We start from the raw sequence: 23,771 nt of genomic DNA on the forward strand, positions 1-23,771 counted from the left end.
AGTTACCATCCGCAGGTCTTGGCCAAAATACTTGGCGTTGCCATTTGAACCAAAGGGGCAGGGCCAGGAACCAACTAGAGAATCGCCTGTTAAGGCGAAGAGCCCACGCGGGGATGCGGGGGGCGGAGCACGGCCAATGCCCATCTTTCGGTATTTCATCTTTGTCGGTGGAGCTTTGCTCACACTGTTGTTTGCGGCGGATTTCATGCTGCCGGCAGCACCCGTGGCGCAAGCTGTTGCGACCGCGAGCAACGACCAGCCGCTGATCCGAATCCGGTCCGATCGCCATTTGCCTGAACGTGTCGTGCTCGACACCAGCCAGCCGACGATCGCCGCGCCTGCGATGAAGACCGCCGCCGTCGTTGCGCCTCAGCCGCCAGTGCAGGCTGGCATGTCGCCCGCATTGGCCGAGATGTCGGCCAAGCTGCGGGTCCGCGAGACGTTCGCCCAATTCACGCCCGGCCCGAAGGCCGATACCGCCGCCGCAGCCCGGGCTGCTGCGGCTTCTCCGGCCCAGGCTCAACCCAAGCGCAAGGTCGTCAGGACGCATCGGGCGCCGCAACAGGGACCGCCGATGATGGTGGCCCAGCAGCCGCATTTCGGCCTTTTCAACACGACCTGGTGAGAGCACCTTTGACTCGTCTCGAACGGAGGCGGGTGGGGCTTTTTATTGGTCGGCCTCTCTGCTAATTCGAACCCATCCGAACGCCGTTCGCTGCGCGGGCTCGCCAGCAGTGTACAAGCGCGTCTCGGTTTCGGCCCAATGCTGGGCCAGGGCGCTCGTAGCTCAGCTGGATAGAGCATCGGATTTCGATTCCGAGGGTCGGAGGTTCGAATCCTTCCGAGCGCGCCACGCCTCCCTGCGTTCTAGATCTGTTCTGTATCAGCACTGATGCCGGCCACCATCGCGTGGGCTTGCGGCGTCAGCCTGCCGACACTCGGATTTGCCGGCCACGAGCCAGCGTGTCCGAGGGCGCCTCTTGGAAGGTCGCGCGGTATGCTGCGGCGAACTCACCGAGATGATGGAAACCCTGGGCGCGCGCGCATGTAGCGACGGTGGCGCCGCCGCCCTTGAGCAGGCGAGCGCGGGTCGCCCACAGTCTTTTGAGGCGAATGTACTGGTGCAGGCTCATGCCGCGCACCTTGCTGACCGCGCCGCCGAGCGTCCGGATCGAGACGCCAAACTCGCTGGCGAGATCGGCCGTATAGATCGGAGCGGTCGGATAGGCTGCGACGTAATCGTCGATCTGCTGCACGAGTTTGATCGACCGCTCGCTGCGAACGGAGGTGCTCCGATCTGACAGGGGATCGATCCGAAATAGATCATCGAGCGCGAGCAGCAGGCCTTCCTGGAGATGGGCGGCGACCTCGGTGGTCTCGAACAGGCGCGGCTGCACCGATGCGGTTCGCAGAATGTCGAGCAGGAGCTGACGTGCGTGGAGCAGGGCCGGCCAGTTCGCGACATGGGCCCGCAAATCGTCGGCACGATCGAACCAGCCCCGGTCTCGCAAGATAGGCGAGAGTATGATCATCGCGTGATGATTGGTCTGGGGCTCGACGTAGTGACATTCATCGTTACCGCGCAGTGCAACGAAGAAGCGGGCGTCGAGATCCACACCCCTGAAGTTGGCCTGAAGGTCGTCGGTCATCGCCAGGATCACCATCCCGCCCGGCATCCGATAGGCGGTGTCGAGGATGCGCGCGAACGACCTCATCACGACGATGCGGCATGCCGGCAGGGAGACGACGGCGCGGGCCGCCGCGAAGTTCGCAACGTCGAGCGGAATGCTCCTCGCGTCCTCCATCGACTCGATCGGCCGAAACGCATCGACGTCGGCAAAGCCGATCAGTTGGAGCGCGGAGGACGGGACGAGGGCGTCGAACAACATGCGTCTGGGCGGCTGCTGCAATGTGACACGCAAATGGATGTCGGTGCATCGCCATCAATGGCGAAACATCATGCTTCAGTAAATCGGATTTCGTGCCGTAGTATTGCGGACCTCATGCCATGAGGCACGGCAGATCAATGTCGCCGTCAACCTTCTCTGCTTATCGGTTGGCCGGAGGCGAGGTCGATGAAATGCAGGCGCGTGCACGCGGGACAGGCAAAGGATGCAAAGCTCCGACCCTCCTGTCTTTGTCCCTTCTCCAAATGCGTCTGGACATTCATGCCCGTCTGGGGGCATCGGAAAACGATCAAATCGGCCATCTCCGTACAATGACGAAGTGACGGATTTCATCTTTGATCTAGATCAGTTTTGGAATTGCTCCAGGCTGGCCGCACAGATGGTCAGGGTAGGCGCTCTACGGTCTCGCAAAAGCGAAGGGGCCCCAAGGGTCCCTTCGATATCACCAGCGGCGATAGCCGTAGCCATAATAGCGTGGGCCGTAGTAGCGCGGCGCATAATACCGGGGGCCGTAGTACGGCCGCGGTCCGTAATACCCATAATAGTTCGGACGCCACCAGCAACGTCCCCAGGCGTTGCAGACCATGCGGACCTGCTCGACGCCGGAGACCTCTGGCGTTGCAGGTGCGGGCGCGATGGGCATGGCGGACGCCGCCGGCGATACCGCGAGGGCACCGAACAGGGATGCGGCGACGAGGCCAATCTTGAGCTTCATGATGTCTTCCTCCGCTGACGCGATGCAGGATATCGATGATGTTCTGATCAAATTGTGGCGGAACCGAAATGTAATGCTGATGAACAAATCTTCAGCGAGCCCGCCGCAGGCGTGACCTTAATGCGCCAGACTATTCCAGGTTCGAGCGTCTGACCAATGTTGCGCTGGCGCCGGTAGGTGCCGCACGACATGCCGCCATCCTTGATCCTGCGCAATTCGCCGGCGCGGCTTCATCCCTAGTCTTGCCGCACGGCCAGCCCTTCGAGGAATTCGAAGGGCAGGCCCATGGGTTGCTTGGAGCTGTGCAATGGACAAGATGAGACTGGACAAGGGTGACTGGCTGGTTGTGTGCGACGGGCGCAAGGCGCTCATTCTGGAAAATCTCGGCGACGAGATGTTTCCGAACCTTCACACCAGGGAAGTGCATGAGCAGCCCAACCCTTCGACCGGCGCGCAAGGGACCGATGCGCCGGGCCGATTGCATGGGGCGGCCGGCGGGGCGCGCAGCTCCGTCGAACAAACCGATTGGCACGATGAGGCCGAGCGCACCTTCCTGCGGGGTCTGGCCGGCCGTCTCGATGCCGCCGTCAGTGCGGGAGAGACCTCGGCACTGACTATGGTGGCCTCACCGCGTGCGCTGGGCATGATCCGCGCTGATTATTCCGATGTCGTGCGCAAGGCGCTTCAGGGCGAGGTCGGCAAGGACCTCGTCAAGCTGCCGGTCTACGAGATCGAGAAGCAATTGCTGCGGTCGGGCGCCGCGAGATAGGGGCGCCCGCGGGGAAGGACGCGCGGCGCCTCAGTAGCAGGGGTGCCGGCGGCCGTTCTGGCCGATATAGGCGGCCGCGCCCCGGTAGCAGTGGTTGGTCGACGGGCCGTCGTAATAGGCGAAGGTGCCGGGGGTGATGCCAGGCCCGTAATTGTGCAGATAGCTGATCGGATAGGGCAGCGGGTTGGCGTATGAGCGGTGGTACCGGTGATGTCCCCGTGCGTCCGCGAGGCCAGGGGCTAGGATTGCAGCCGACAGGGCAGCAACTGCGGCTACAAGCTTCAACTTGCTCATCTCGATTCTCCGGAACCTGCGCGAATAGGTCGGCCATTTATAGCAATTCCGGGTGGCCAGGACATCGGTCCGGAGGCGCGGAATCACGCCCAAACCGGCAGATTTCCGGGTGGGTGTGACAGAATTGCCGGACATGCGGTCGAAAGCTGCCCATTTTTGGCCTTTTCGGGATGCTTAACGAATTCCCCACACAAGTATGACCAAAGACTATTCGATTAAGAATCCTGTCGTCGGCCTTTGGGGGGGCTCCTTCGAGGCCGGTCCATTCCTGAAGGCTTTCGCCGTCACGTCGCCATGCGCATCCCGCTTTTGAGCCTGCTGTCGCTCTGCCTCGCCGCCGCTACGCCGGCGCGCGCCGAGCTGCACATCACCCGCGACCACGGCGGCTATGTCGAGGAGTACAAGGCCAAGTACAAGCGCGTGCGCGAGAAGGGCGAGCGCGTCATCATCGACGGCATCTGCAATTCGGCCTGCACGCTCGTGCTCGGCATCGTGCCGATGAACAAGATCTGCGTGACGCCGCGCGCCAGCCTCGGCTTCCACCAGGCCTACTACGACAAGGCCTTCACCTTCGGCATCAAGGTCACCAGCGCCGAGGGCACCTCCGATCTGATGTCCTACTACCCCGACAAGGTGAAGGACTGGATCCGCCGCAATGGCGGGCTCACCACCGACATGAAGAAGATCAAGAACGGGGTCGAGCTCTGGAAAATCATCGATCCTTGTCCGGAAGAATGGTGAGCGGCTGAGCCGCGGCTTCCGCTGCCCGTCGCAGCGCAGCATCGCTCGTCCGGAAATTCGTATTGCCGCATGGGGCCCCATCGGGCAAGGAGGGCGGCAATGAACCATCATTCGGAAGCCCTGACCGCCCGCGCGGCGCCGATCCTGTTCGTCCTGCTCTGGAGCACCGGATTCATCGGCACGAAATACGTCGTCAACAATGCCGATCCCTTGACCTATCTCGCCATCCGCATGGCGATCGTGGTCGGCCTGATGGCGATCATCGCGGCGATTGCGCGGCCGAAATGGCCTGATGGCACCGGCATTGCGCACAGCGCGGTCGCTGGCATTCTGGTCCACGGTTTCTATCTCGGCGGCACCGCGATCGCGATCGCGCATTCGATTCCGGCCGGCCTTTCCGCGCTGATTCCGGGCCTGCAGCCGATCCTGACATCGACCATCGCCAATCGCTGGCTCGGCGAAAAGGTGACGCAGCTGCAATGGGCCGGCCTCGTGCTCGGCCTCGGCGGGGTCGTGCTGATCCTGCACAACCGCCCGATGACCGGCGAAGCCGGGCTCGGCTGGCTCGCCTCGGTGGTCTCGCTGATCAGCATCACGCTCGGCACGCTCTATCAGCGCCGCTACTGCAATCACATCGACTGGCGCGCCGGCAATCTCGTGCAATACGTGTCCGTCACCATTTTCTTCGCGATCGGAGCTTTCCTGTTCGAAGACCGTGTGGTGCACTGGACGCGGGAATTCGTGCTCGCGCTCGCTTGGCTGGCCGTGGCGCTCTCGATCGGATCGATCGGGCTGTTGTACTGGCTGATCCGCCACGCCGCGGCAACCTCGGTCGCGAGCCTGTTCTATCTGGTGCCGGCCGTGACGGCGCTGATGGCCTATCTGCTGTTCGGAGAAAAGCTGGACGCAGTTGCCATTGCCGGCATGGCGCTCTGCGCCGCAGCGGTCTTTGTGGTCAATCGACGCTCTTAGCGGATTCCAGCGCGCACAGCCCTGACGTGTGTTGACCGTTTTCGTGCTAGGGTGGGGCGGCGCGCAGCCAAACGGCGAGGGTAGGCTGGCGCTGGAGCTGTCTCCGGGCGCGCCCGCACCCGGAGATCTGCTCTGAGTGCGATCAGCGCTTGGCCTTCTTGGCCTTCTTCTTCGCCTTGGCGGCTTTCTTGGAGGCTTTCTTGGCGGCCTTCTTCGCAGACGTCCTGGCGGCTTTTTTCGCGGCTTTCTTGGACGATTTCTTTGCGGCCTTCTTCGGCGTCTTCTTCGCAGCCTTCTTGGCTTTCTTCTTCGCAGCCTTCTTCGGCGCTACCTTCTTCGCGACCTTCTTGGCGGCTTTCTTCACCTGCTTGACGGCGGTGACTGCGGCGTCCCTGGTCGCTTCCACGGCGGTGGTGATCGTGCCCATCGCCTGCTCTGTGATCGGCTTCTCGTCGTCCATGTCGTCCCCCATTGTTTGAACGAAGCGATGACGATAGCGGGTTTCAAAATTGTGTCAAAGCAACGCTCAACCTTTGCGGATCTTTGCGTAGGCGGCGAGCGCTCGCATCCCTTGGCATGATCGACGATCAGCTGCGGGCATGATGCCCGCGCTCGCAAGCTCGATCGGCGTTGCCTGCTACGGCGGGTAGATCAGCTTCGCCGGGAGGCCTTTCGGCTCCGGCACCCAGCGCTCGGCTTTCGATGGCATCGCTTGGCGATCTTTGGCGGAGGACGCAGCTCCTTCCATGCGAGCAGGGGGCGCCAGGCGCCAGCACGGGCCGCTGGTCAGAGGTGTCTTCGTTTACGATTTGGAAAGTATGGCGCGGGCCGCGGTGCGAACGGTCGTTAATGGGACCGTAAGCCGATTGCACGAATATGCAGGAATTGCGGGGGTCATTCCATCCATGTCGAACCTTCTCACGGCGAAGTTCCTGCCGCAGTTCAAACTCGGCACCAAGGCCGTCCTGTGCGCGGTACTGCTGATCGCCATGAATACGGCGCTCGTGGTCGGCGCCGGCTATTGGTCGCTGACGTCCGCCTTCAATGATCGTGCGCTGCGCGACATCGAGGTCAATCTGCGCACGCTGGCTTTGGCTTTTGCCGAGACCGTTCCAGACGTCAAGATCACGATGTGGGATGGCGCCGTCCAGCGCGCCGAGATTCCCAAGATGCCCGACCTCAGGGATCACGCCATCGTCGATCGCGCGGTGTCCTATGTCGGCGGCAATGCGACCCTGTTCGTGTTCGACGAGGCGAGCGGGCAATTCGTGCGACGCTCGACCAACGTGAAGAAGGAAAATGGCGACCGCGCCGTCGGCACCCAGCTTGCCGCCGATCATCCGGGGCAGGCGCCGCTGCGTCGTGGCGAGGCCTATAAGGGACCGGCCACGCTGTTCGGCAAGACGTTCATGACCGCCTATTTCCCAATTCTGGACGCGACCGGCAAGGTCGCCGGCATCCTCTATGTCGGCATTCCGATGGCCCAGTTCGAGAGCATGCTGTCCCAGGCGATCGAGAGCATGACCGCCGCCGCGGGTCTCGCCGCGCTCCTGGTCCTGATCCTCACCTTGGTGATCGTCCGCCGGGTCACGAAACCGCTCACCTCGGTCACGCATTCGCTCACGGCGCTTGCCAACGGCCAGAGCGACGTTGCGATCGAGTGTGAGGACCGCGCCGACGAGATCGGCGAAATCGCCCGCACGGTCGCGGTGTTCAAGAGCAATTCGCTGGAGCGGGCGCGCCTGCGCAGCGAGCAGGCGGCGGCCACAGCTGCGGCTGCCGAGCAGCGCAAATCCGACCTGCGCAACTTCGTCGAGGAGTTCCGCGGCAGCGTCGGCGGTATCCTCGACAAGGTGCTGACATCGTCGGGCGAGTTCGAGCGCGTGGCGCGGCAGCTTACCGATGTCGCGCGCTCCACCGCCGATCTGTCGGCGCGGTCCGCCGGAGCCTCCGAGAACGCCTCTGAGCACGTGCGTTCGGCTGCGTCAGCCTCCGACGAGCTGTCTCAATCGATCTCCGAGATCACGCGCCGGGTGCAGGAATCCAACGAGATCTCCGCCGAGGCGGTGCGGCAGGCCGAGGCGACCGATCAGCGCATCGCGCAGCTCTCGGAAGCCGGCGCGCGCATCGGCGACGTCGTCAAGCTGATCACCTCGATCGCCGAGCAGACCAACCTGTTGGCACTGAACGCCACCATCGAGGCTGCGCGCGCGGGCGATGCCGGCCGCGGCTTCGCGGTGGTGGCTCAGGAGGTTAAGACGCTCGCTGGCCAGACCGCCAAGGCGACCGACGAGATCTCGAACCAGATCGAAAGCATGCAGCTTGCGACCGAGGAATCGGTAGCCGCCATCAAGGCGATCAGCCAGACCATCGAGCGCATCAGCGGCATCGCCGGCTCGATCTCGGCTGCGGTCGAGCAGCAGAAAAGCGCGACCCACAACATCGTGGCCAGCGTTCGCGCGGCGGTATCGGGCACGGCCGATGTCGCCGTCAATGTCCGTCACGCCGCCAAGGGTGCGAGCGAGACCGGCGAGACCTCGAGCCGGATGTTTGCCTCCGCCCAGGCGCTGTCGGGCGAGAGCCTGCATCTGAAGGCCGAGGTCGACGGCTTCCTCGACCGCGTCCACGCGGCGTGATCCAACGCAGCCGTTCCGGGGCGGTGCGCTAGCACCGAACCCCGGTGCGCAATTGCGCACCTGAGGTCTGGTCCTTCGGACCATTTTGCAGTCGCTATCGGCGACTGCCAAAAGTCACTTCGGCTGCGGCACGATGCGGATGTAGGGCTTCGGCTCCTTCCAGCCCTGCGGGTAGATCGTCTTGGCCTCGTCATTGGAGACCGAGCCCGCGATGATGACGTCCTCGCCCTGGGTCCAATCGGCCGGCGTCGCGACGCGATGCTTGGCGGTGAGCTGGAGCGAGTCGATGGCGCGCAGGATCTCCTGGAAGTTCCGCCCCGTGGTCATCGGATAGACCAGCACCAGCTTGATCTTCTTGTCCGGCCCGATGACGAAGACGTTGCGGACGGTCTGATTGTCGGCCGGCGTGCGGGTGAGGGGATCGCCCGAGGTCGAGGCCGGCAGCATCTCGTAGAGCTTGGAGACGTTGAAATCGGTGTCGCCGATCATCGGATAGTTCGGCGCAGCGCCTTGCGTCTCCTTGATGTCCTCCGACCATTTGGAATGGCGGTCGACCGGATCGACCGAGAGGCCCATCAGCTTGACGCCGCGCTTGTCGAACTCCGGCTTCAACTTGGCGAGAGCGCCGAGCTCGGTCGTACAAACCGGCGTGAAGTCCTTCGGGTGCGAGAACAGCAGGGCCCAGCTGTTGCCGATCCAGTCGTGGAACTTGATCTTCCCTTCGGTGGTCTCGGCTTCGAAGTCGGGCGCGGTGGCGCCGATCGGAAGTGTCATGGTTCTACCTCATCTCGTTGAATTTACTTTAGAATTCATCTTTTGCCGTCGTCTTCAGTATAGAATGCCGGAGAGGTCAAGTGAACCGGCTCAAGTAAAATGTGAATTCCTTCTTTGAAGAGCCGATTTCCTAGCACCTTTCTGTTACAGCGGCGCCTGCGGCGAAACATCTCCATCCGGGGTCACACGGTCGCGATTGCCCCGATAATGCCTTTTATGACTTTCATCACGCTCGCCCGGCGCTTCCTAGAACCAGAATGGTCCTAACAGCGACCAATTGGCAACCATCTAGAAAAGTCGCGATCCCCGTATCGAATCGTTAACCACCCCTTTACGTCGGCATGAAAATGCTGGCCGATCAGAAGAATCTGGAAGTGAACTATGTCTGCCGCTGCGCCTAAGCCTACCGAGTCGTCGTCCCTCGAACCGTCCTGCCGCGATACCGCGGCCCATGCACTGAGCATCGTGCGCGACGGCGTGATCACGGGGGAAGGCCCGACCACCAAGGGAAGGGTGCATTTCTCCCGTTCGCTCGATGCCGATGACACCGCCTGGTGCGTGCGCATCCTGACCGCCACCGCCGTCAACGACCAGCCGATCAGCCGCACCGAGGCCGAAGTGCTGTTCGAGATCAACGAGGCCGCGACCGAGCGCACCGACGGTGGCCGGTTCGATGACCTGCTCGCCAAGGCGGTCGCCCATTATGCCGCCAGCGCCTCGGGTCTGAAGGTGCCGCCGCGCAGCGTCGCGCTGTCGGCCGATACCGAGATCGAGAGCTGGGCGCCGTCTTATGCCGCCAAGGTCAACAGCGAGATGCTGGAGTGGATCGCCGGGCAGATGCGCGGCAAGCGCCAGAACAACCGTCGCCTGATGGCGATGGTGGCGACCTTCCTGGGCGCCACCGCGCTGCCTCTGGCGGGCCAATTGCCGAACGTGTTCGACATTGGAGTGTAAGATTCTGCGCCTCTCACCGGGACGCATTTGAACGGCGGGGTTATTTCCCCGCCGTTTTTTGTTTGCCACCCTCTACCTCGAGCCCGAGCGTGCGGCCGGAGAAGCCGGCTGCATCGAAATAGCGCTGGCTGCCGACGCGCTGGAAGTTCAGCACGGTCATCAGGCCACCTTCGGCCGGTTTGGACTTCAGCGTGCCGGCATAGGCCTTCGGCACCATGCCGTTGGGCATGGCCTCCGACATCACGCGGCCGACGAGATCGCCATTCTGCGCGCCGCGCAGGTCCATGAGCCGGGCAGCGGTCATGCCGACGTCGGCATTGCTGACCGGGATCTCGTCGACATAGCCGGCTTTGAAGTCCGGACCGATGGCGGCCATGAAGTTCATGGTGTCGCCGCGGCTGAAGCTGCCATGCATGCCCTGGCCCTGGCGCAGCACGGTATCGGCGATCTGGACCGAGCAGTTGGTCGGCGCCTCGCCGCAATCGCTGGCATAGGAGCGGAAGTTGACGACGATCGAAGGCGTCGGGGTCGCCGACTTGCCGCGCAGATTGATGCTCGACAGCGGCAGGGTGCCGGGGAAGCGGCCGAGCGAGTCCTCGACGAACAGGCCCGAGACGTAGTCCTGCTCGAGCAGCGCCTTGATCGTCTTCGCCGCCAGCTTCTTGTCCTTGCTCGGCAGATAGATCAGGTCGGAGCCGCCATTGGTGGCGACCACGAGATCGGGCTTGGTCGGATCCTTGCCGAGCACGCCGTTGCCGGCCTTGGGATGCTTGTTGCCCTCGACCTTCGCATTCTTGTCGTTGGGGTCGAACAGGGGCAGGTCGAGCGCTTTCGCAAGGTCGAGCGCCAGGAAGCCCATCGGCAAAAAGTCCTTCGGCGTGTCGTCATAGCTGACCTTGGCCGAGGGGCTGGTCTTGCTCTCCTTGGAGATGGTCGAGAAGCCGTGGTCGGCGGAAACGATGATGTTGGTCGAGGCGGCAAGCCCGAGCTCGTCGAGCGCCTTGCGGAGCTGGGCGAGGTTGGTGTCGGCGTTCTTGATGCCGGCCATCGAGGTGGGGCCGTTGATGCCGGGCTTGATCTGGTTGAGGCTGTCGCCGGTATTGTGCTGGCTGCCGTCGGGGTCGCGCGACCAGAACACGAGCACGAATGGCTTGTTGCGTGCCTTGAACATCGGCAGCACCACCTTGGTGGCGACATCGGCGAAATAGGCCTGCTGCGCGACGTTGGCGACCGTGGTGCCCGGCGTCTTGGCATCGCCCGCCTTGGAATTGTCACCGCGCGGCGGCGTGGCGGTGGGCAAGCCGGCCTTGGTCAGCGCGTCCTTCACCTCGTCCGAGAGCGCCACGCCGTTCTTGCCGCCGGTGGCGTCGTCGAACACGATCGAATGCAGACCGGCCTTCTCGGGCTTGTCGGTGTGATCGAACTGGTAGGTCGGGCCGACCTTGCCGATCGCCGCCGTGCTGAGGCCCTTGGCGCGGGCCATCTTCAGGATGGTCTCTTCGTTCAGATAGTTGCCCTTGAAATGCTCGTCGATGTCGCCGAGCACGGCGTCGTTCTCGATGAAGGGGACCACCGTGTCGCCGGCGGGGACGGAGGTGTAGTTGGTCCAGATCGTGTTGGAGAACACGCCGGTATCGCCGAGATAGTGGCCTGTCGACATCGCCGAGCCGTTGGCCATGGTGAAGGTCGGGAAGAGCGAATGCGGGTTCTTGAAGTTGACGCCCTTGTCGCGGACCTCGGCCATCGCCGGCGCCGTCTCCGGTGTGACCTTCAGCGCGCGAAGACCGTCCGGAATGAACAGGATCAGGTTGCGGGGCGTGTTGTTCTGGGCGGAGGCAAGTCCGGTGGACAGGACTGTCAGCCCGGCGGACAGCAACACCAGTGAACGGCGCATCGAATCTCTCCCTGCGGTGAGGCGGCTCGGCCGCTGGCCGCGGCCCCGGATTCGTTTAGTTTCGCTGCATGACCGTTTTGTTACAAGAGCGGAGAAGCGTGGAAAGAACGGCGTGTCCCGGACGCGCTGCAACGCCTTTGGCGTTGCGGCGCTGAGCCGGGACCCAGGCGGTGCATTTCGCCGTTGCGCGGCCCCGGCTCTGCAACGCACCGCTGAAGAAGCGTTGCGCTGCGTCCGGGGCACGAGAAGCGAGGCTTGGCGCGCACAGCTGCATCAACGTCGTCATTGCGAGCGGAGCGAAGCAATCCAGACTGCCACCGCGAAGGCAGTCCTGGATTGCTTCGTCGCAAGAGCTCCTCGCAATGACGGAGTGTGTGGCGATGGCGAGCGACTCTCCCGTGTCCCGGATGCGCTGCAACGCATCTGCGTTGCGGCGCCGAGCCGGGACCCAGGAAGACGGCGCGTTTCGCTGTTGCTTGGCCCCTGGCTCTGCAGTGCTTCGCTGAAGAAGCGCTGCGCTGCGTCCGGGGCACGAGAGCGGAGTTTGTCGCGCAGCTGCCTCAACACCGTCATTGCGAGCGCAGCGAAGCAATCCAGAATCCCTCGGCGGAGGCAGTCTGGATTGCTTCGTCGCAAGAGCTCCTCGCAATGACGGAGTTTGAGGCGGCATGGTCGCTCATCAATCCCATTTCAATCGCAGACGCGCCTTCTCATCCTCGCGGCTTGCTCGCCCGAGCTTTGCTTCGGTGCCTTGCCCTCAATGAAAGAGGGCGCAGGGAAGACCGGGAGCCGGTTGGCTCCTATGGACCGCCATGCCGAGAGCAGATTGCGTGTGCTTCGATGCATAGCGGGGAAACAGGGCAACCGGAGACATCCCGGCCTTCCCTGCGCAGTGGTTGGAACGGCTTATGTCGTGCTCTCCCCGGGGAGCGATGCACTATTGCCCCCGTCGCCTTGCGGACCGCTGATGCTGCGGACCCGGTCGGGCCGCTCACATCACCGCAAGACTTGGCGCTCAGACCCCGGGCGCCAGGACCACACGATTTCGCCGTACGCGAACCGCACCTGTCGTTGGCGTGACGCTTTCGCTCACGGTTCCCCGCCCTGCGAAGCCTTTCGCGCCGGTGTGGTCCACGTCCACCGCCGCCCGACCCGCGTTCGTGACGATCGCGATACGCCCCTCTTCCTTGGGCCGGGTTGCGCGACACATACGCCATTTCCGAATTTCGGTAAAGTGGAATATTTTGGATGGCGCGCGTTGACCCATGGCTCGCGTGTGTTGCCCGACAGGCAACGCGACATCTTGTAGCCCGGATGGAGCGCAGCGTAATCCGGGATTCCATCAGTGCGGGCACAGCGGTCCCGGATTGCGCTGCGCTCCATCCGGGCTACGGCCATTATCGCGCAGCCGGCGGCAACGGCGCTTATTCAGCTCACAATACGTAGGTCGCAAAAGAACAACCCGCCGCTCGATGAAGGCGGCGGGTCGTGCAAATGAAGCCCGGTCGCTACCAGCGATAGCCGCCGGTCAGCGTGCCGTTGTTGTTGCCGTCGGGGCCGACATCGCCCTGCGTCGAGCTCGGGGTCGGATGGCGAGTGCGGTAGTATGCGCCATACGGTCCGGCGACGTCAGGATAGTACGCGCCCGGCTGAACCGGTTCGTAGGCGGGCGTGTCCCAACCCACGCGCGGTCCGTTCCAATCGTAGTAGCCCTGCGCCGACGCGGCTGTAGCGCCTGCGACGAGCGATGCCGTGACCAGGCAGAGGAGTTTTGACTTGTTCTGCATTCGAGTGCTCCTTGCTTGTGTCGGGGGCCAACGGTTGCAATGCGGGAGCGTTCCGGACGTATTGGCCAGGAGCGATCAACTCCGATCAACTGGTTATGAATCGCGTGTTGCGGAACGAAGTCGCTCAAACGGGACGGGAATCCGGGCGTTCTGCCGCACCATGTTCCCCGTTAATCCCGTGTCTTAACCAATAATTAATTATAGGTTTGCGGGCGGGCGAGAGCCCGGCCTAGCCTGCGGTGGGGAGCCGCTACCTGCGAAGCCAAACGAGTTGGTGCGTATCATGATGTCGAGATCACAAGGGGCGCTATTCGCCTCGCTCAGCGCAGCCGCGCTGCTCCTTAGCCCCAGCGACAGTTTTGCCAGACCCGGCGGCGCCGCGCCGCATGGTGTCACCGCCGCTCCGTCAGGCGCAATGGCGCGTGCGCCGATCGGGCCGGGAGCCCGGTTCCACCGGCGCAGCAATCCCTGGGTCTACTGGCCAGGCGGGGGCGGATTCTTCTACGACGGCGCGACGTACAGCCAGCCTTTCGGCGAGGCGGCGCAGCCGCTCTCCAGTGACGTGCGCTACACCTATACGTATGACGTTCCCTGGGATTGGGTGCATCGCTTCCCGCCGAACGTCGTGCCCTCCGACCGGCCCTATGTGCCGAGCTGCCCGACCGAGCAGGTGACGGTGCCCGGGCGCGGCGGCGGCGAGCACACCGTCAACATCATGCGCTGTTACTGAACTAACCCAGTTCGAAGCTGGTCACGCCGAAGACGCGATCGATGCGCAGCGGCGGGATCGGCCCGGTGTACATCCGCGCCGTCTCGAATACCGGCTTGAGCCCGAGCTCGCCCGCGAGCGCGATGGCCTCGCGATTGACGGCGGGGACATCGAGAAAGACTTCGCCGCCGTCTGCGCTCGCCAGCAAAGCTTGCACGATTGCTTCCGCCGCGGCGCGATCGTCGGCGACGAGCGGGCCGATCTTGTGGCCCGTCCGGCACGGCCGGATCACGCCCCAGGCGGCGAGCTTGTCGTCGCGCAGCAGCGCGCGGCCGACATGGCCCGATGCGTTGATCCAGGCGCGCAGGAAGGCGCTGCGCGGGGCAGGGAAGACGGTGGCGTCATCGGCTTCGACACGCGCAAACGGGATCTTATCGAGGGCGACGACTTCGGCAGGTGGTTTCGGTGGTGCGGTCACGATGCCGCCATAGCGGATATTGGCGTAGGCGAGCTGGAAGCCCGATTTCCTGTAATTGTCCTGCTGTGCGACCACGCCATCGAGCCCGATCACGCGGGCGCCCGCATGCGCGATCGCCGCGTTCCAGATGCGCAGGCCGTGGCCGCTGCCGCGAAAGTCTGTGCGCACGATGTAGAAGCCCAGGAAGGCGAAGCGGTCATCGTAATTCACGCAGGAGACGGTCGCGACCGGCTCGCCGTCGATCTCGCCGACTAAGAAACCTTGCGCGTCAGGGATCGCGAAGCAGGCAGCATCGGCCAGGCCCGGATTCCAACCCTCCGCCGCGGCCCAGTCGATGGCGACGGCGATCTCCTCGGGCCGCAAATTGCGGATCTGCAAATCGCTCATGACGGATGCTCTCGACGGTGGACCTGACAGCGGGTCCGGCGGTAGAAGGCCTCATGATAGGCTGGGCCTGTGGCTCGCCTCAACGATATCACAGAGGATGAATCGCTCATGGCGGAGAAGGTTGCACTCGTCACTGCGGGCGGCAGCGGCATGGGGGCAGGGGCCGCGCGGCGGCTGGCAGCGGACGGGTTTCGCGTCGCGATCCTGTCGTCCTCCGGCAAAGGCGAGGCTCTGGCTGCCGAGCTCGGCGGCTTCGGCGTCACCGGTTCGAACAAATCCAATGACGATCTGAAGCGTCTCGTCGACGGTGCGCTGGCCAAGTGGGGACGCATCGACGTGCTCGTCAACAGCGCCGGCCACGGGCCGCGCGCGCCGATCATCGAGATCACCGACGAGCAATGGCATGCCGGCCTCGATACGTATCTGCTCAACGTGATCCGTCCCACCCGGCTGGTGACGCCGGTGATGCAGGCGCAGAAGGGTGGCGCCATCATCAACATCTCGACCGCCTGGGCGTTCGAGCCGAGCGCGATGTTTCCGACCTCGGCGGTGTTCCGGGCGGGCCTTGCCGCCTTCACGAAAATCTTCACCGACACCTACGCTGCGGACAATGTCCGCATGAACAACGTGCTGCCGGGCTGGATCGACAGCCTGCCGCAGCTAGACGCGCGCCGCGACAACGTGCCGATGAAGCGCTATGGCAAGGTCGAGGAAATCGCCGCGACGGTCTCGTTCCTGGCCTCCGACGGCGCTGCCTACATCACCGGCCAGAACATCCGCGTCGACGGCGGGCTGACGCGCTCGGTCTAGAGCATGATCGGTTCTGATTGGATCAGAACCGAAGCTCTAGATTCTTGTTTTGACGCGTTTTCTTCACGCGAACCGGTATCCACTTCGCTCGAAAACGCTCTAAAGGCGGCGCCTCAATGTGAGGCGACGAGCCGCGCCAGTTCCGGCAGGATCTTGTAGCGCGCGATCTCGTGCGGATATTCGCCGCGATTGGCGAGCAGGACGATGCCGAGCCGCCGCGCCGGCACGAGGCCGATATAGCCGGAGGCGTTGTTGAGGCCGCCCGGCTTGTCCACGACGGTGACTCCGGGAAGATGCACGCTCTCCCAGGCCATGCCCTGTCCGAACTTCTCATCGACGCGGAAGGCCTCATGCTGCGTCATCCGCAACGCCTCGCGCAAATGCGGATCGATCGAGCGGCCGTCGACGCAGGCAGCAACGAAGCTCGCGAGATCCCGCACCGAGGAGAACATCTGGCCCGTGCCGGAAAAGTCAAAATAGCTCTGCTCGCTGCCAATCGGGCCGATCGCCATGCCCTGATCCGAATAGCCCTGGACCACGCGCCGCATCCAGGCCTCGTCCATGACGGCGCGGTTGTCTTCGCCGCGCTCGGGGACGCAGGTGGCGGCCATGCCGAGCGACGCAAGGATGCGCTGTTCGAACAGGGTCGCGATCGGAGCGCCGTAGCGGCGCTCGAGCACGAGCTGAAGCAGCACGTAGCCGGCATGGGTGTAGATGCGCTGCCGGCCGGGTGCGACGCCGGGCGGCGGCGCGAAGGTGTTTAGCATGGCGATGAACTGGTCGCGCGTAAACTGCTCGTCCGGCCAGGGCGGATGATCGGTCGGCAGCAATAGCCCGGAGGTGTGCGTGGCGAGCTCACCGACGGTGACGCCGCGGATGTAGTCGCCGCTCAGCTCCGGCAGGTATTTCGGCAAATGGTCGTCGAGCCGCAGCTCGCCGCGTAGCGCGCCGAGCGCCACGAGGGTCGCCTCGAAGGGTTTGCGCAAGGAGGCGAGATTGAACAGCGTGTCCGGCGTCACCGGCCGTTTGGCGGCGTCATCGGCAAGACCGTAAGTGAAGAACTCGACATGGCGGCCGGCATAAAGGGCGGCGGCAAGCCCGCCCGAATAGTCCGTCGTCGCGGTCGGCGCCAGCTCGTTCGCGACGATGTCGCGCATCTGCGCGATCATGTCGGAATCCGCCAAGGCGCGGCGGGGCCAGGCAAGTGCGAGCGGAACGAGCGCTGCCCGGCAAACCGCTCGCCGGGTGAGGTGCGATGAGTTGACAACAGACGGCACGGCTCTGACGCAAGATGTGATGTGCCCCCGAGCCCCTCTTAACGTGAACGAGCGCGCGCCCCAATTCACGATTGCGCGTTGTGGGTTCCCCCGTGTGGGGCTCGCGACAAAATCACTTAGCCTATGAGCTAACAATGATTGACGCCGGGTGGTGGCAGCCCTATAGTTAGCTTCATGGCTAACCAATTGTCCCGGCTCGACCAGGTTTTTTCCGCGCTCGCCGATCCCACGCGGCGGGCGATCGTGATGCGGCTTTGCGCGGGCGAGGCGTCGGTCGGCGATCTCGCCGGTCCCTTCGACATGGCGCTGCCGAGCTTCATGAAACACATCCATGTGCTGGAGACGAGCGGGCTCGTGCTGTCGGAGAAATCCGGCCGCGTGCGCACCTGCCGTCTCAGCCCGAATGCGCTTCTCAGCGCGGAAGACTGGTTCCAGCAGCAGCGTGCGATCTGGGAGGCGCGGCTCGATCGGTTCGAAGCCTACGTGATGAAGCTCAAGAAAGAGAAGGAGAGGGCGGCCGCCAAGCGTCCGTCCCGAACAACCAAACGGAAAGGTTCCGAGTGATGACGAATTCTGCCAATGCTGCCTTGTCACAATGGTCCCTCGACCGCGAGATCGTGATGTCGCGCGTGATCGACGCGCCGCGCGATCTGGTGTTCGAGGCCTGGTCCGACCCGAAGCATCTGCCGCAATGGTTCGGGCCGAAAGGGTTCAAGATCGAGACCTTCGAGATCGACGTTCGCGTCGGCGGCGTCTGGCGCTTCAACATGATCGGCCCCGACGGCACGGTCTATCCGAACCGCATGCGCTTCCGCCGCATCGAGCGGCCGTCTCTGATGGAAATGGATCACGGCGTCGACCAGGACGAGGATCCCGGTATGTTCCGCTTCACCGTCACTTTTGCCGAGCAGAGCAACGGCAAGACCGTGTTGATGATGCGGCAACTGGCCTCGAGCACCGAGCAGCGCGATGGCATGATCGGATTCGGCGCCGTCGAATACGGTTACCAGACGCTGGACAAGCTGGCGGCGTATGTGGCGGGGATGAAGCGGTGAGATCGCGTTCGCAAAGATGTCTCGCGGCCACTTGAACGCGTTCTAAGTTCATCCCTCAGCCGTTTGAAAAAACGAGTGCGGCTCCGGCGCAGAGGACGCGCCGAGGTCGCACTCATGCGCGTCGCCAACCGTTCCTACGCTCGTGGATGTGAAGGCGCGGCGATCTCGTCGAATCGCCCGGTCCGCAAATCGGAACACCGGCCCCGGAGCAGGTCGTGCGCCCGCCCGGTAGGAACGATAATGGCCCTCCGGCTTTGCCGATGATGACGTACATTATCTTCAGCGACTACCGCAACCCTGCCGCCGAGCAAGCCTACGACATTGCCTGGGACTTTCTCGCGCGCACGGACACCATCCGCGACGAATTCGAGGCCTGCGTGTTCCTGGCGCAGCGCATTGCCGTGATGGTGGAGGAGGGGCAGACGAACCGGATCCGCATGGCCAATCGCGCGATCTCCGAATATCAACATCACGTCAACGAGCGCGACGATTTCATCCGCAGCGGCGGCCGCCGTGCCGGAGGGCGCTGAGCGCCGCATCGATCGTCATTCGCCCTTGAGGCCGGCGTCGCGGATCAGCTTGGTCCATTTCTGCGTTTCGTTGTCGATGAATTGGCCAAACTCGGCCGCGGTGCCGGGCCGCACTTCGAGGCCCTGCGCGGTCAGCTTGTCCTTGATTGCGGGTTCGGCGAGTGCGCGCAGCACCTCGGCCTGGAGCTTGTCGACAATCATGCGTGGTGTCGGCGATGGCGCCATGAAGCCGTACCAGCCGGCGGCGGCCACGTTCGGACAACCTTGCTCGCGCAAGGTCGGCGCCTGCGGGTAGAGCGCGCTGCGCTCGGGCGAAGCGACGCCGAGCACGATGAACTTGCCGCTCTGGACGTAGGGCAGGGCCGTCGGTAGCGCTGTGAGCGTGCCGTCGACGCGGCCGGCGAGCAGCTCGGTGTAGGATGCAGCGTCACCGCGGAACGGGATGTTGAGGCCCTCGACGCCAGCATCCCGGAACAGGAGCTCGCCGGCAAGGTGGGGCTGCGAGCCGGCGCCGGGCGAAGCGAAGGTGAGGCCATCGGGCTTCGATTTGCCATAGGCGATCATTTCGGGGAGCGTCTTGAACGGCGCGTCCGCGCTGATGATCAAGAACAGCGGCGCGATCACCGCCATCGCCACGGGTTGCAGATCCTTTCGCTCGTAGGTCAGCTTGCCGAACAGCGCTTCGGCGGTGGCATAGGGGGCTGCGACATAGAGCAGTGTGTAGCCGTCGCCCGGCGCATGCGCGACCATATCGTTGGCGATGCGCGTGCCGGCGCCCGGCTTGTTCTCGACGACGAACTGCTGATGCAGGCTGCGGCCGAACTCCTCCGCCAGGAGACGCAGCGAGATGTCGTTAGAGCCGCCGGGTCCATAGGGTGAGATCAGCCGCACCAGGCGTGACGGCCAGGCCTCCTCAGCGCGTGCGCAAAATGGCGGGCTCGACAGGGATGCGGCAAGGGCGCCCAGCAATGTTCGGCGTGTGATGGTCATGATGGCCTCCCGGACGTGGGGCGCCAGCTTGCTTGTTCATGTCCTGGCGCCCTTCTTGTTTTGCTTGCGTGTCTCGGTTGCCGGCTCCGCCGCCTTGACGATGGCGCGGATGCTGTCGGCGAGCGCGGTGATGCGTGGTCCGATCTCGCCCTCCAGCTGGCCCGGTTGGAGCCGGAACGCGGGGATGCCGCAATTGATCGAGAACGACTGCTTCGCTTCGCGCGCGTGAAACAGCGGCGCGGCGACCGCGTGGATCGAGGCGATGTACTCGCCCCAGCAGGTGCAGAAGCCGCGGCTTGCGCATTGCGCGATTCCGGCCCGGTATTTGTCGCGGAAGGCGGACCACAGCGCGGCGTCTTCGGCTGCGATCTGCCGTTCGAGCCGGTCCGCATCCGCCGGCGGCAAGGTTGCCGCCGCGGCGCGGCCCATCGCGGTCATCACGACGGGAATGGGCATGCCGATGTCGGGGACGTGCGGGCCGACGTCGCCGGAGCGCGCGGTCTCGACATAGATCATCGAGGTCGCATCGAGCAGGCCGATCGACACCGTGCCGCGGACACTCTGCGCGAGCTCCTGCATCATGGGCCGCGCCACCTGGCGAAATTGCATGTCGGCGAGCAGCGGATGCACCATGCGCAGCGCCCGCGCACCGACGCGATATTTCGCGCGCTCGGCGTCGTAGCGGAGATAGCCGAGTTCGGCCAGCGTGTGCGTCAACCGCGCCACCGTCGGCCGCGGAATCCCGGTCAGCGTCGACAGCTCCATGTTGCCGAGCAGCGTCGTCCCGGCCTTGAAGGCCTCGAGCACCACGAGGCCTTTCGCGAGTGTCGTCGCGAACGCGGCGTCATCGGTGCTCGAAGCCAGCACCGCGGCGGCGGTCGAGGAGGCGAGGGACGGTTTGGAGACGGCTCGGGCCATTCGGGTTTCATGAACCCGAAGAGGCCTGTTGTCCAATAAATTTAGAGAATGTGCGGGTATCGTCCACTATGCGGACGCCCTGACCCAGGCCGAAGATGCGCGGAAAGCGACCCCGCACACAGATTTTTGTCGTGATTCCCTGGTGTCTCGTGACAAGATTATTACGAACACATGTCAGGTCGATTACAGCGGAGCGATTCATGTTGCAGTGGCAGGCACGGTCAAATCCCCTCGCGTGGTGGTGGGGGTCCCTGACGCTGGTCAGCGCTGCCAACATCCTCGTCTGGTTCATGCTGTACCGCGAGTTCTATCCGACCGTTGCGGGCAGCGTCAGTGGCGGCTCGGATATCGGCCTGATGTTCCTGCTGTGCGCGGCCTATGTGTTCGGCTGCGCCTTCCGCTCGGTGCTGCCGCGCGCCGATGTGCAGCGCATCTGCCTGTTCGATACCTGGCTGTCGAGCGTGTTCGTCGGCCGTACGGTCGCGACCGTGGCCGAAGTCTGCTTTGCCGCGCAATGGGCGATCATCCTGCACCAGCTCGGGAACATGACCGGTGCGGAGACCGCGGTGAACATCGCGCTCGTGATCGTGCCGATCATCATCATCGCGGAGTGCTTCTCCTGGTACGCAGTGGTGACCACCAACTTCCTCTACAATGCGATCGAGAACTCGCTGTGGGCGGTGACCTTCTTCCTCGCCGGCATTGCGCTGTGCCGGCTGATGCCGGAATTCCAGGGGCCGGTGCGCTGGGCGCTGATCGCGGGAATCGTCGGCATCGCCTGCTTCCTCGCCTTCCTCGTCACCGTCGACGTGCCGATGTATCTCAGCCGCTGGCGGGCAGGGCACGCCGAGGGCGGCAGGTTCTTGGGCTTCCTCGAAGGCCTGCACGACGTCGCGACGCGCTGGGTCGTGACCCACGACATCGCGCACTGGAAGGGCGAGCTGACCTGGATGTTCCTGTATTTCAGCGCCGCGGTGTGGTCGAGCCTCGCGCTTTGCGCGCTCTACGCCATGGAAGGCTATCTCACGCGCTATCTCGCCTGACGGTTACTTGCCGACCAGGCCGCACTTGCTGCGGTCGAGCGGACGGAAGGCCTGGTCTGGCGGGATCGTTGCCACCACCTTGACGAAATCCCAGGGACCCCTGGATTCCTCCGGCGTCTTGACCTGCACCAGATAGAGATCGTGCACCATGCGCTGGTCCTCGCGGATACGGCCGTTGGGGGTGTAGGCATCCGACACCGGCGTCGCCTTCATCTTGGCCATCACGGCGGCGCTGTGGTCCGAGCCGGTATCTTTCACGGCTTGCAGATAGTGGCGTACGGCAGAATAGACGCCGGCCTGGATCTGCGAGGGCATTGCTTTCCTGCGCGCATAGAACGCATCGGAGAACTTCCGGGCGGCGGGCGAGACGTCCTCGAAGAAGGAGGTGACGATGAGATCGCCGCGTGTGGCCTTCAGCCCGACCGCCTCGATGTCGACGTTCTGAAACGACATCGGCACGATTTTCATGCCTTGGCTGGCGAGCCCGAATTCCTCGGCCTGCTTGATCGCGGTGGCGTTGTCGCCGGCGACGTTGATCGCGAGAATCTTTGCGCCCGACGACTGCGCCTGTAGCAGGAACGAGCTGTAGTCGGGCGTGCCGAGCTGCGCCTTGACGCTGCCGGCGACCTTGCCGCCAAGCGCAGCAATGCGCTCGCGCGCGGTTGCCTCGATCGAATGGCCAAAAGCGTAGTCGCCGGTGATGAAGAACCACGGCTCCTTGCTGGTCTGCATGATACCGGAGACGACCGCGGTCGCCGTGGAATAGGCGTCCTGGGTCCATTGCACGCTGGTCGGCGCGCAGGCTTCATCGGTCAGCTGGTTGGCGCCGGCGCCGGAGACGAGAAAGATCTTGCCGTTGCCGCGCACCAGCTCCTGCACTGCGAGTGCGGCGCCGGAGCTGCCACCGTCGGCGATCGCCTGCACGCCGTCGCTGAACCACTTTCGCGCGAGAGAGGCGGCGAGGTCCGGCTTGTTCTGGTGATCGGCCTGCAAGATCTCGATCGGTTTGCCGTTGATCTTGCCACCGAACTCCTCCGCGGCCATCCGTGCCGCCTCGACCGAGCCGGGACCCATGGCGGTTGCGAAGACGCCGTTCATGTCGGTGAGGACGCCGATGCGGATCGCATCGCCTTTGATCTCGGCGTGCGCGGTGGCGCCTGCAAGCGCCAGCGCGGACAGCAGGATGGCGGTGGACGTCGTGCGGATTGTGGTCATGGCGTTTCCTGATTTTATCGTTGATCGATGGTGCTGGCGGTCAGGCCGGTTCGGCGATGACCGTGTTGCGCAAGATTCCGATGCCGGAGATCTCGACCTCGACGGTGTCGCCGGGGCGCATCCACAGTGGCGGCGTGCGCTTGGCGCCGACGCCACCGGGCGTGCCCGTGACGATGACGTCGCCGGGCACGAGTGGGCAGATCGTCGAGATGTAGGCGATCAGCTCGGGGATGGCGGTGATCAGAAGATCGGTGGTGGTGTCCTGCACGACATTACCGTTCAGCCGCGTCTGCAAGGAGAGCTTTGACGGATCGGGGATCTCGTCCGCAGTCACCAGCCAAGGCCCAAAACTGCCGCTCTCGGCAAAGGTCTTGCCAGAAAGGAACTGGCTGGTGTGGCGCTGCCAGTCGCGCACGCTGCCTTCGTTGTAGCAGGAATAGCCCGCGATATGGTCGAGCGCGCTGCTCGCCCGGATGTGGCGGCCTTTTTTGCCGATGACGAGCGCGAGCTCACCTTCATAGTCGAAATCGTCGCTGACCTTCGGCTTCACAATGGGCTGGAGATGGCCGACCTGGCTGCAGGGAAATCGGACGAATAGTGCCGGCTTCTCGGTGACGGTGCGGCCGGTCTCGGCGACGTGGTCACGATAGTTCAGGCCGACGCAGATGATCTTGCCGGGATCGGGGATGACGGGTGCGAAGCTGATCTTATCGAGCGCATGATCCGGCGTAGCGGAGCCGGCGAGATTCGCGGCCTCGGCGAGATGGCCCTTTTCCAGCAGCCGGCGCAGCGTGGTGCAGCCGTCGCCGGCCATGCGCGCACCGAGATCGACGACGCCGCCGTCCTTGACGGCGCCGAAGGAGGCGCAACCGTTGGCGAAGAATGAAAGCAGCTTCATGAGGTGTCCTTGAAGAGT

Annotated in this window: 25 protein-coding genes and 1 tRNA gene; 13 read left to right on the forward strand and 13 right to left on the reverse strand. The window is 64.0% G+C overall.

All coding sequences use genetic code 11. The features are described from left to right. Positions 1–136 precede the first annotated feature (136 nt). Complete coding sequence (locus AAE027_RS04660) at positions 137–625, forward strand: hypothetical protein (protein WP_370985685.1); 489 nt, start codon at positions 137–139, stop codon at positions 623–625. Between the two features lie 151 nt (positions 626–776). Further along, positions 777–853: transfer RNA gene (locus tag AAE027_RS04665), tRNA-Arg, on the forward strand. Between the two features lie 70 nt (positions 854–923). Here the strand turns inward: AAE027_RS04665 and AAE027_RS04670 are convergent. Both AAE027_RS04670 and AAE027_RS04675 read right to left on the reverse strand, forming a co-directional pair. Continuing rightward, on the reverse strand, positions 924–1,889 hold the full coding sequence (locus tag AAE027_RS04670; RefSeq protein WP_370985687.1) for an AraC family transcriptional regulator: 966 nt from the start codon (positions 1,887–1,889) through the stop codon (positions 924–926). 460 nt (positions 1,890–2,349) lie between these two features. Next, positions 2,350–2,622 (reverse strand): hypothetical protein, encoded by a 273-nt coding sequence (locus tag AAE027_RS04675; protein ID WP_091889772.1) that lies wholly within the window; start codon positions 2,620–2,622, stop codon positions 2,350–2,352. A 307-nt stretch (positions 2,623–2,929) separates the two neighbouring features. Between AAE027_RS04675 and AAE027_RS04680 the strand changes: the two genes are divergently transcribed. Further along, complete coding sequence (locus tag AAE027_RS04680; protein WP_370985688.1) at positions 2,930–3,391, forward strand: host attachment protein; 462 nt, start codon at positions 2,930–2,932, stop codon at positions 3,389–3,391. A 30-nt stretch (positions 3,392–3,421) separates the two neighbouring features. Here the strand turns inward: AAE027_RS04680 and AAE027_RS04685 are convergent, their stop codons facing one another. Further along, positions 3,422–3,685 (reverse strand): hypothetical protein, encoded by a 264-nt coding sequence (locus AAE027_RS04685; protein ID WP_370985689.1) that lies wholly within the window; start codon positions 3,683–3,685, stop codon positions 3,422–3,424. 294 nt (positions 3,686–3,979) lie between these two features. Between AAE027_RS04685 and AAE027_RS04690 the strand changes: the two genes are divergently transcribed. Next, entirely contained in the window at positions 3,980–4,426 is a 447-nt protein-coding gene (locus AAE027_RS04690; protein ID WP_091889766.1) for a hypothetical protein, read from the forward strand. A 99-nt stretch (positions 4,427–4,525) separates the two neighbouring features. Continuing rightward, the gene (locus tag AAE027_RS04695) at positions 4,526–5,398 is read left to right on the forward strand and encodes a DMT family transporter (protein WP_370985690.1); all 873 of its coding nucleotides are present in this window, start codon (positions 4,526–4,528) and stop codon (positions 5,396–5,398) included. A gap of 142 nt (positions 5,399–5,540) precedes the next feature. Here the strand turns inward: AAE027_RS04695 and AAE027_RS04700 are convergent, their stop codons facing one another. Beyond that, the gene (locus AAE027_RS04700; protein ID WP_370985691.1) at positions 5,541–5,858 is read right to left on the reverse strand and encodes a histone; all 318 of its coding nucleotides are present in this window, start codon (positions 5,856–5,858) and stop codon (positions 5,541–5,543) included. A 445-nt stretch (positions 5,859–6,303) separates the two neighbouring features. Here AAE027_RS04700 and AAE027_RS04705 point away from each other — a divergent pair, with 445 nt between their 5' ends. Beyond that, entirely contained in the window at positions 6,304–8,034 is a 1,731-nt protein-coding gene (locus tag AAE027_RS04705) for a methyl-accepting chemotaxis protein (protein ID WP_370985692.1), read from the forward strand. Between the two features lie 114 nt (positions 8,035–8,148). On the opposite strand, the gene AAE027_RS04710 is transcribed toward AAE027_RS04705, so the two are convergent. Beyond that, on the reverse strand, positions 8,149–8,808 hold the full coding sequence (locus tag AAE027_RS04710) for a peroxiredoxin (protein ID WP_130218030.1): 660 nt from the start codon (positions 8,806–8,808) through the stop codon (positions 8,149–8,151). A 381-nt stretch (positions 8,809–9,189) separates the two neighbouring features. On the opposite strand from AAE027_RS04710, the gene AAE027_RS04715 reads away from it, so the two are divergent. Beyond that, entirely contained in the window at positions 9,190–9,762 is a 573-nt protein-coding gene (locus AAE027_RS04715) for a hypothetical protein (protein ID WP_370985693.1), read from the forward strand. 40 nt (positions 9,763–9,802) lie between these two features. On the opposite strand, the gene AAE027_RS04720 is transcribed toward AAE027_RS04715, so the two are convergent. After that, positions 9,803–11,656: an alkaline phosphatase family protein gene (locus AAE027_RS04720; RefSeq protein WP_370985694.1), complete on the reverse strand. Its 1,854-nt coding sequence runs from the start codon at positions 11,654–11,656 to the stop codon at positions 9,803–9,805. A gap of 1,508 nt (positions 11,657–13,164) precedes the next feature. After that, the gene (locus tag AAE027_RS04725) at positions 13,165–13,443 is read right to left on the reverse strand and encodes a hypothetical protein (RefSeq protein WP_370985695.1); all 279 of its coding nucleotides are present in this window, start codon (positions 13,441–13,443) and stop codon (positions 13,165–13,167) included. A 283-nt stretch (positions 13,444–13,726) separates the two neighbouring features. On the opposite strand from AAE027_RS04725, the gene AAE027_RS04730 reads away from it, so the two are divergent. Next, positions 13,727–14,173, forward strand: coding sequence for a hypothetical protein (locus AAE027_RS04730; RefSeq protein WP_370985697.1), 447 nt, complete (start codon positions 13,727–13,729; stop codon positions 14,171–14,173). A 1-nt stretch (position 14,174) separates the two neighbouring features. On the opposite strand, the gene AAE027_RS04735 is transcribed toward AAE027_RS04730, so the two are convergent. Further along, positions 14,175–15,017 (reverse strand): GNAT family N-acetyltransferase, encoded by an 843-nt coding sequence (locus tag AAE027_RS04735; RefSeq protein WP_370985698.1) that lies wholly within the window; start codon positions 15,015–15,017, stop codon positions 14,175–14,177. A gap of 108 nt (positions 15,018–15,125) precedes the next feature. Here AAE027_RS04735 and AAE027_RS04740 point away from each other — a divergent pair, with 108 nt between their 5' ends. Continuing rightward, complete coding sequence (locus AAE027_RS04740) at positions 15,126–15,827, forward strand: SDR family oxidoreductase (protein WP_370985699.1); 702 nt, start codon at positions 15,126–15,128, stop codon at positions 15,825–15,827. Between the two features lie 113 nt (positions 15,828–15,940). Here AAE027_RS04740 and AAE027_RS04745 read toward each other — a convergent pair whose 3' ends face one another. After that, positions 15,941–16,996: a serine hydrolase gene (locus AAE027_RS04745; RefSeq protein ID WP_370985700.1), complete on the reverse strand. Its 1,056-nt coding sequence runs from the start codon at positions 16,994–16,996 to the stop codon at positions 15,941–15,943. Between the two features lie 282 nt (positions 16,997–17,278). On the opposite strand from AAE027_RS04745, the gene AAE027_RS04750 reads away from it, so the two are divergent. From AAE027_RS04750 to AAE027_RS04760, 3 genes are all read left to right on the forward strand, one after another. Next, a complete protein-coding gene (locus AAE027_RS04750) occupies positions 17,279–17,668 on the forward strand; it encodes an ArsR/SmtB family transcription factor (protein WP_370985701.1) in 390 nt (129 codons plus the stop codon). Then, positions 17,668–18,159 carry an SRPBCC family protein gene (locus AAE027_RS04755; RefSeq protein ID WP_164940578.1) on the forward strand — a complete coding sequence of 164 codons (492 nt, stop codon included), beginning with the start codon at positions 17,668–17,670 and terminating at the stop codon, positions 18,157–18,159. The genes AAE027_RS04750 and AAE027_RS04755 overlap by 1 nt, the downstream gene beginning before the upstream one ends. A 263-nt stretch (positions 18,160–18,422) precedes the next feature. Next, positions 18,423–18,689, forward strand: a complete 267-nt coding sequence (locus tag AAE027_RS04760; protein WP_370986046.1) for a hypothetical protein — start codon at positions 18,423–18,425, stop codon at positions 18,687–18,689. A 15-nt stretch (positions 18,690–18,704) separates the two neighbouring features. On the opposite strand, the gene AAE027_RS04765 is transcribed toward AAE027_RS04760, so the two are convergent. Both AAE027_RS04765 and AAE027_RS04770 read right to left on the reverse strand, forming a co-directional pair. Next, positions 18,705–19,679, reverse strand: coding sequence for a Bug family tripartite tricarboxylate transporter substrate binding protein (locus AAE027_RS04765; protein ID WP_370985702.1), 975 nt, complete (start codon positions 19,677–19,679; stop codon positions 18,705–18,707). 36 nt (positions 19,680–19,715) lie between these two features. Further along, positions 19,716–20,597, reverse strand: coding sequence for an IclR family transcriptional regulator (locus AAE027_RS04770; protein ID WP_370985704.1), 882 nt, complete (start codon positions 20,595–20,597; stop codon positions 19,716–19,718). A 200-nt stretch (positions 20,598–20,797) separates the two neighbouring features. Here AAE027_RS04770 and AAE027_RS04775 point away from each other — a divergent pair, with 200 nt between their 5' ends. Then, complete coding sequence (locus tag AAE027_RS04775; RefSeq protein ID WP_165405791.1) at positions 20,798–21,640, forward strand: hypothetical protein; 843 nt, start codon at positions 20,798–20,800, stop codon at positions 21,638–21,640. Positions 21,641–21,643: 3 nt separating this feature from the next. Here AAE027_RS04775 and AAE027_RS04780 read toward each other — a convergent pair whose 3' ends face one another. After that, positions 21,644–22,855 carry an ABC transporter substrate-binding protein gene (locus AAE027_RS04780; RefSeq protein ID WP_370985705.1) on the reverse strand — a complete coding sequence of 404 codons (1,212 nt, stop codon included), beginning with the start codon at positions 22,853–22,855 and terminating at the stop codon, positions 21,644–21,646. A 40-nt stretch (positions 22,856–22,895) separates the two neighbouring features. Beyond that, the gene (locus AAE027_RS04785) at positions 22,896–23,753 is read right to left on the reverse strand and encodes a fumarylacetoacetate hydrolase family protein (RefSeq protein ID WP_370985706.1); all 858 of its coding nucleotides are present in this window, start codon (positions 23,751–23,753) and stop codon (positions 22,896–22,898) included. Positions 23,754–23,771: the final 18 nt, after the last annotated feature.

Origin of the sequence: Bradyrhizobium sp. DN3 (assembly GCF_041357655.1) — a bacterium.
In the GTDB taxonomy this organism is placed as follows: domain Bacteria; phylum Pseudomonadota; class Alphaproteobacteria; order Rhizobiales; family Xanthobacteraceae; genus Bradyrhizobium.

What these genes read in the sequence shown, in the direction of transcription:
- AAE027_RS04705 (WP_370985692.1), top strand. Translation starts at nt 6,304, where the DNA reads ATGTCGAACCTTCTCACGGCGAAGTTCCTGCCGCAGTTCAAACTCGGC.
- AAE027_RS04735 (WP_370985698.1), bottom strand. Translation starts at nt 15,017, where the DNA reads ATGAGCGATTTGCAGATCCGCAATTTGCGGCCCGAGGAGATCGCCGTC.
- AAE027_RS04695 (WP_370985690.1), top strand. Translation starts at nt 4,526, where the DNA reads ATGAACCATCATTCGGAAGCCCTGACCGCCCGCGCGGCGCCGATCCTG.
- AAE027_RS04685 (WP_370985689.1), bottom strand. Translation starts at nt 3,685, where the DNA reads ATGAGCAAGTTGAAGCTTGTAGCCGCAGTTGCTGCCCTGTCGGCTGCA.
- AAE027_RS04780 (WP_370985705.1), bottom strand. Translation starts at nt 22,855, where the DNA reads ATGACCACAATCCGCACGACGTCCACCGCCATCCTGCTGTCCGCGCTG.
- AAE027_RS04715 (WP_370985693.1), top strand. Translation starts at nt 9,190, where the DNA reads ATGTCTGCCGCTGCGCCTAAGCCTACCGAGTCGTCGTCCCTCGAACCG.
- AAE027_RS04745 (WP_370985700.1), bottom strand. Translation starts at nt 16,996, where the DNA reads ATGATCGCGCAGATGCGCGACATCGTCGCGAACGAGCTGGCGCCGACC.
- AAE027_RS04750 (WP_370985701.1), top strand. Translation starts at nt 17,279, where the DNA reads ATGGCTAACCAATTGTCCCGGCTCGACCAGGTTTTTTCCGCGCTCGCC.
- AAE027_RS04785 (WP_370985706.1), bottom strand. Translation starts at nt 23,753, where the DNA reads ATGAAGCTGCTTTCATTCTTCGCCAACGGTTGCGCCTCCTTCGGCGCC.
- AAE027_RS04710 (WP_130218030.1), bottom strand. Translation starts at nt 8,808, where the DNA reads ATGACACTTCCGATCGGCGCCACCGCGCCCGACTTCGAAGCCGAGACC.
- AAE027_RS04700 (WP_370985691.1), bottom strand. Translation starts at nt 5,858, where the DNA reads ATGGACGACGAGAAGCCGATCACAGAGCAGGCGATGGGCACGATCACC.
- AAE027_RS04775 (WP_165405791.1), top strand. Translation starts at nt 20,798, where the DNA reads ATGTTGCAGTGGCAGGCACGGTCAAATCCCCTCGCGTGGTGGTGGGGG.
- AAE027_RS04690 (WP_091889766.1), top strand. Translation starts at nt 3,980, where the DNA reads ATGCGCATCCCGCTTTTGAGCCTGCTGTCGCTCTGCCTCGCCGCCGCT.
- AAE027_RS04760 (WP_370986046.1), top strand. Translation starts at nt 18,423, where the DNA reads ATGACGTACATTATCTTCAGCGACTACCGCAACCCTGCCGCCGAGCAA.
- AAE027_RS04680 (WP_370985688.1), top strand. Translation starts at nt 2,930, where the DNA reads ATGGACAAGATGAGACTGGACAAGGGTGACTGGCTGGTTGTGTGCGAC.
- AAE027_RS04675 (WP_091889772.1), bottom strand. Translation starts at nt 2,622, where the DNA reads ATGAAGCTCAAGATTGGCCTCGTCGCCGCATCCCTGTTCGGTGCCCTC.
- AAE027_RS04770 (WP_370985704.1), bottom strand. Translation starts at nt 20,597, where the DNA reads ATGGCCCGAGCCGTCTCCAAACCGTCCCTCGCCTCCTCGACCGCCGCC.
- AAE027_RS04725 (WP_370985695.1), bottom strand. Translation starts at nt 13,443, where the DNA reads ATGCAGAACAAGTCAAAACTCCTCTGCCTGGTCACGGCATCGCTCGTC.
- AAE027_RS04765 (WP_370985702.1), bottom strand. Translation starts at nt 19,679, where the DNA reads ATGACCATCACACGCCGAACATTGCTGGGCGCCCTTGCCGCATCCCTG.
- AAE027_RS04730 (WP_370985697.1), top strand. Translation starts at nt 13,727, where the DNA reads ATGATGTCGAGATCACAAGGGGCGCTATTCGCCTCGCTCAGCGCAGCC.
- AAE027_RS04720 (WP_370985694.1), bottom strand. Translation starts at nt 11,656, where the DNA reads ATGCGCCGTTCACTGGTGTTGCTGTCCGCCGGGCTGACAGTCCTGTCC.
- AAE027_RS04670 (WP_370985687.1), bottom strand. Translation starts at nt 1,889, where the DNA reads ATGTTGTTCGACGCCCTCGTCCCGTCCTCCGCGCTCCAACTGATCGGC.
- AAE027_RS04755 (WP_164940578.1), top strand. Translation starts at nt 17,668, where the DNA reads ATGACGAATTCTGCCAATGCTGCCTTGTCACAATGGTCCCTCGACCGC.
- AAE027_RS04660 (WP_370985685.1), top strand. Translation starts at nt 137, where the DNA reads ATGCCCATCTTTCGGTATTTCATCTTTGTCGGTGGAGCTTTGCTCACA.
- AAE027_RS04740 (WP_370985699.1), top strand. Translation starts at nt 15,126, where the DNA reads ATGGCGGAGAAGGTTGCACTCGTCACTGCGGGCGGCAGCGGCATGGGG.